Source organism: Tardiphaga sp., from assembly GCF_028290495.1.
In the GTDB taxonomy this organism is placed as follows: domain Bacteria; phylum Pseudomonadota; class Alphaproteobacteria; order Rhizobiales; family Xanthobacteraceae; genus Tardiphaga.
Map to the genome: position 1 here is coordinate 1 of NZ_JAQGJT010000061.1, position 4,526 is coordinate 4,526.

4 protein-coding genes are annotated in these 4,526 nt (G+C 60.3%); all 4 read left to right on the plus strand.

The window, feature by feature from the left end; genetic code table 11:
* Positions 1-390: 390 nt before the first annotated feature.
* The gene (locus JWQ24_RS11600) at positions 391-1,611 is read left to right on the plus strand and encodes an ABC transporter substrate-binding protein (protein ID WP_299807769.1); all 1,221 of its coding nucleotides are present in this window, start codon (positions 391-393) and stop codon (positions 1,609-1,611) included.
* A 107-nt stretch (positions 1,612-1,718) separates the two neighbouring features.
* A complete protein-coding gene (locus JWQ24_RS11605) occupies positions 1,719-2,939 on the plus strand; it encodes an ABC transporter substrate-binding protein (protein ID WP_299807771.1) in 1,221 nt (406 codons plus the stop codon).
* Positions 2,940-3,015: 76 nt separating this feature from the next.
* Positions 3,016-3,891, plus strand: coding sequence for a branched-chain amino acid ABC transporter permease (locus JWQ24_RS11610; RefSeq protein ID WP_299807773.1), 876 nt, complete (start codon positions 3,016-3,018; stop codon positions 3,889-3,891).
* Between the two features lies 1 nt (position 3,892).
* Positions 3,893-4,526, plus strand: a 634-nt coding sequence (locus JWQ24_RS11615) for a branched-chain amino acid ABC transporter permease (RefSeq protein WP_299807775.1), incomplete at its 3' end; no start/stop codon positions are given.

Below are 4,526 nucleotides of genomic sequence, written 5' to 3' on the forward strand. Positions count from 1 at the left end.
TGCGGCAAGCGCGTCTTTCGGATGCGAAACAGGAAGGATGGACTGAGGTTCGCCATTGCTGACTGCGCTCCGGGTGCGGAAATCTTACTCAATCGAAGCAAGCAGTGTGCCATTGTGTACATCGGAATAAGGATGTCCATTGCGAAAATGAAGCCGTGTTATCAAGAGTTTGGCCGAGCTCTACGGCGGCCAATGGCGCACGCTCCCGCAGTCATGCCAATCCGTTTGCTCATTTTATGGGCAGCGCGCTAATCTCGTGATGGCCTCTTTATTCTCTGGTCCGGCTTTGCTTGCCGTGGAAGACGATGCGTCGAGCGAATGGATCGGGTGTTCGGACTGAAACGATAAAACGAAAAATCCGGCACAAACACATCAACAGGGAGAGATGCGATGAGGCAATTGAGCGGATATCTGGCGCTGGCGCTGGCGTGCGCCGCCTTCGGACCGGCGCGCGCGGAAATTTCCGACAATGTGGTGCGGGTCGGCGTGCTCAACGATATCTCCGGCATCTTCCAGGACACCAACGGCATGGGCTCGGTGGAAGCCGCGCGTATGGCGGCGGAGGATTTCAACGGCGGCGGCAAGAGTATCAAGGTCGAGATCGTCTATGCCGATCACCAGAACAAGGCCGATGTCGGCTCCGCGATCGCTCGCAAATGGCTCGACGTCGATGGCGTCGATGCCATTGTCGACGTGCCGAACTCGGCCGTCGGCCTCACTATCAACTCGCTGGTTCGCGACAGCAAAATGACCTTCCTGGCTTCGTCCACCGCGAGCTCCGACCTCACCGGCAAGGCCTGTTCGCCGAACACCATCCAGTGGGTCAACGACGCCTGGGCGACCGGCAACACCACGGCGGCGGCGATGATGGCGCGTGGCGGCAAGGACTGGTATTTCATTACGGTGAATTACGCGCTCGGCCAGGGCATCGAGGCCGAGGCTACCAATTACATCGAAAAGCACGGCGGCAAGGTGGTGGGCTCGAGCAAGCATCCGTTGGGAACGTCTGATTTCGCCTCGTTCCTGCTGCAGGCGCAGAGTTCGAAGGCCAAGGTGATCGGTCTCGCCAATGCCGGCGGCGACACCATCAACTCGATCAAGCAGGCTTCGGAATTCGGCATCGTCAAGGGCGGCCAGAAGCTGGCCGGCCTGCTGATGTTCATCACCGACGTCCATGCGCTCGGCCTTCCGGTCGCGCAAGGCTTGAACTTCACCGAGACATTCTACTGGGATCTCAACGACGGTACCCGCGGCTTCTCCAAACGCTTTCAGGAGCGGATGAAAAACAAGAGCATGCCGACCACCGTGCATGCCGGCGTCTATTCCTCGCTGATCCACTACTTCAAGACGCTGGATGCGATGGGTGGAAATTCGCATGACGGCATCAAGATCGTCGATAAAATGAAGGCCTCGCCGACCGATGACGTGATCTTCGGCAAGGGCACCATCCAGCCGAACGGCCGCAAGCTGCATCCGGCCTATCTGTTCGAGGTCAAGACGCCGGCCGAATCCAAGGGCCCGTGGGACTACTACAAGCTGGTGACGACGATCCCGGCGGATCAGGCGTTCACTCCGCTGGAAAAGAGCTCCTGCGCCCTGCTGAAGAAGTAACTTCCGCCGCTGGTGGCTTCGGCTAACAGCGACGTGCGACGCGACGGTTGCATTGGCCGCCGCGACTGAATGTAGGCGATCATTCTAGTGAGTTTGAGGGAGGGGCTATGACGAAATCCATTTCCACACTGATGCTCGGTACTGCCTTGGTATTCGGTGCTGCCACGAGCAGCTTTGCGCAGGACAAGACGGTCAAGATAGGCGCGCTCAGCGACCAGTCCGGCCTCTATGCCGACCTCGGTGGACCCGGCTCGACGCTGGCTGCACAGATGGCGGCGGAGGATTCCGGTCTGATGGCGAAGGGCTGGAAGATCGACATCATCTCCGGCGATCACCAGAACAAGCCCGACATCGGCTCCAACATCGCGCGGCAGTGGTTTGACGTCGACAAGGTCGATACCATCGTCGACGTGCCGAATTCCGGCGTGGCGCTGGCGGTGAACAACATCGTCAAGGAGAAGAACGGCGTCTACATCAATTCGGGTGCCGCGACCTCCGATCTTACTAACGCACAGTGTTCGCCGAACACCGTGCACTGGACCTACGACACTTACATGCTCGCGCATTCGACCGGGCAGGCGATGGTGAAGGCCGGCGGCGACACGTGGTTCTTCATGACCGCCGACTATGCCTTTGGTGCGGCGCTGGAGCGCGACACCACCGAAGTCATCAAGGCCAACGGTGGCAAGGTGGTTGGCGGCGTCAAGACTCCGCTCAATAGCGCGGACTTTTCGTCCTTTCTGCTGCAGGCGCAGTCGTCGAAGGCCAAGGTCATCGGCCTGGCCAACGCCGGCGGCGACACCACCAACTCGATCAAGCAGGCGGCGGAATTCGGCATCACTAAGGGCGGCCAGAAGCTCGCCGCGCTGCTGCTGTTCATCACCGACGTCAAGGCGATCGGCCTTGAGACCGCACAGGGCCTCAGCTTCACCGAGACGTTCTATTGGGACCTCAATGACGAGACCCGCGCCTTCTCGAAGAAGTTCGCGGCGCGCATGAAGAACGGCGCACCGCCGTCGATGGTGCAGGCCGGCGTCTATGCCGGTTTGATCCACTACTTCAAAGCTCTCGATGCGCTCGGCAGCAATCCGCATGATGGCGCCAAGGTCGTCGCCAAGATGAAGGAATTGCCGACCGACGATCCGCTGTTCGGCAAGGGCAAGATCGAAGCCAATGGTCGCAAGATCCATCCCGGCTACCTGTTCGAGGTGAAGAAGCCCTCGGAGTCCAAGGGACCGTGGGATTTCTACAAGCTCGCCGGCACGGTGCCCGCCAACGAGGCGTTCACGCCGATCGACAAGAGCAGCTGCGCGCTTTTGAAGAAGTAATGCAAGCGGCCCGGCGGCGTCTGGCTGCCGGGCCACTTTCCTGATCAAGAACCGATATCCGAGAGCTGAGAACCCTATGTCGATCAATCTACAGGCGCTGTTCGCGCAATTGCTGGTCGGGCTGATCAACGGCTCGTTCTATGCGCTGCTCAGTCTCGGCTTGGCCGTGATTTTCGGCATGCTGAACATCATCAATTTCGCGCATGGCGCGGTCTACATGATGGGCGCCTTCGCGGCGTACTTCCTGCTTAACGTCTTTAACATCGGCTACTGGCCGGCGCTGATCCTGGCGCCGCTGGCGGTCGGCATCTTCGGCATGATCCTCGAACGAACCATGCTGCAATGGATCGCCAGCCTCGACCATCTGTATGGACTGCTGCTGACCTTTGGCATGGCGCTGATTATCCAGGGGGTGTTCCAGAACTATTTCGGTTCCTCGGGTCTGCCTTATGCGATCCCCGATGCGCTGAAGGGCGGCATGAATCTCGGCTTCATGTTCCTGCCGATCTATCGCGGCTGGGTGGTCATCTTCTCGCTCGTCGTCTGCATTGCCACCTGGTACCTGATCGAACGCACACGGCTCGGCGCCAATCTGCGCGCCGCGACAGAGAACCCGACCTTGGTGCGCGCTTTCGGCATCAACGTGCCGCGCATGATTACGCTGACCTACGGGCTCGGCGTCGGCCTGGCTGCACTCGCCGGCGTGCTGTCGGCGCCGATCAACCAGGTCCGCCCCTTGATGGGCGCTGATTTGATCATCGTGGTGTTCGCCGTCGTCGTGATCGGCGGCATGGGCTCCATCATGGGCTCGATCATCACCGGTTTTGCGCTGGGCATCGTCGAGGGCCTGACCAAATATTTCTATCCCGAGGCCTCCAACACCGTGGTGTTCGTGCTGATGGTGCTGGTGCTGCTGGTGAAGCCTACCGGACTGACGGGAAGGGCGGCCTGACATGACTGCGATGACCGACGACACCCTGCAGGTCCCGCCGCGCACCATCCGCGACGAGATGATCGTATTCGCCGTGATGGCGCTGATGCTGGCGGTCGTGCCGCTGACCGGCGTCTATCCGTTCTTCGTCATGCAGGCGCTGTGCTTTGCGCTGCTCGCCTGCGCCTTCAACCTCCTGATCGGCTATGGCGGTTTGCTGTCGTTCGGCCATGCGATGTTTCTGGGGACCGCAGGCTACATCTCGGCGCATGCACTGAAGGTGTGGGGCGTGTCGCCTGAACTGGGGATCATCGCCGGAACCGCGGCGGCGGCCGGGCTCGGCGTCGTCACCGGCCTGATCGGCATTCGCCGGCAGGGCATCTACTTTTCGATGATCACCCTGGCGCTGTCGCAGCTGTTGTATTTCATCTATCTGCAGACCCCGTTCACCCATGGTGAAGACGGCATTCAGGGCATTCCGCAAGGCCATCTGTTCGGGATTTTCGATCTCTCCAAACCGACCGTGCTTTATTACGTTGTCCTCGCCGGATTCCTCGGCGGGTTCCTGCTGATCTACCGCACCATCAACTCGCCGTTCGGGGAGGTGCTGAAAGCGATCCGCGAGAACGAGCCGCGCGCGATCTCGCTCGGCTACA

Coding starts and splice junctions, on each gene's coding strand:
- JWQ24_RS11600 (WP_299807769.1), top strand. CDS start 391: ATGAGGCAATTGAGCGGATATCTGGCGCTGGCGCTGGCGTGCGCCGCC.
- JWQ24_RS11605 (WP_299807771.1), top strand. CDS start 1,719: ATGACGAAATCCATTTCCACACTGATGCTCGGTACTGCCTTGGTATTC.
- JWQ24_RS11610 (WP_299807773.1), top strand. CDS start 3,016: ATGTCGATCAATCTACAGGCGCTGTTCGCGCAATTGCTGGTCGGGCTG.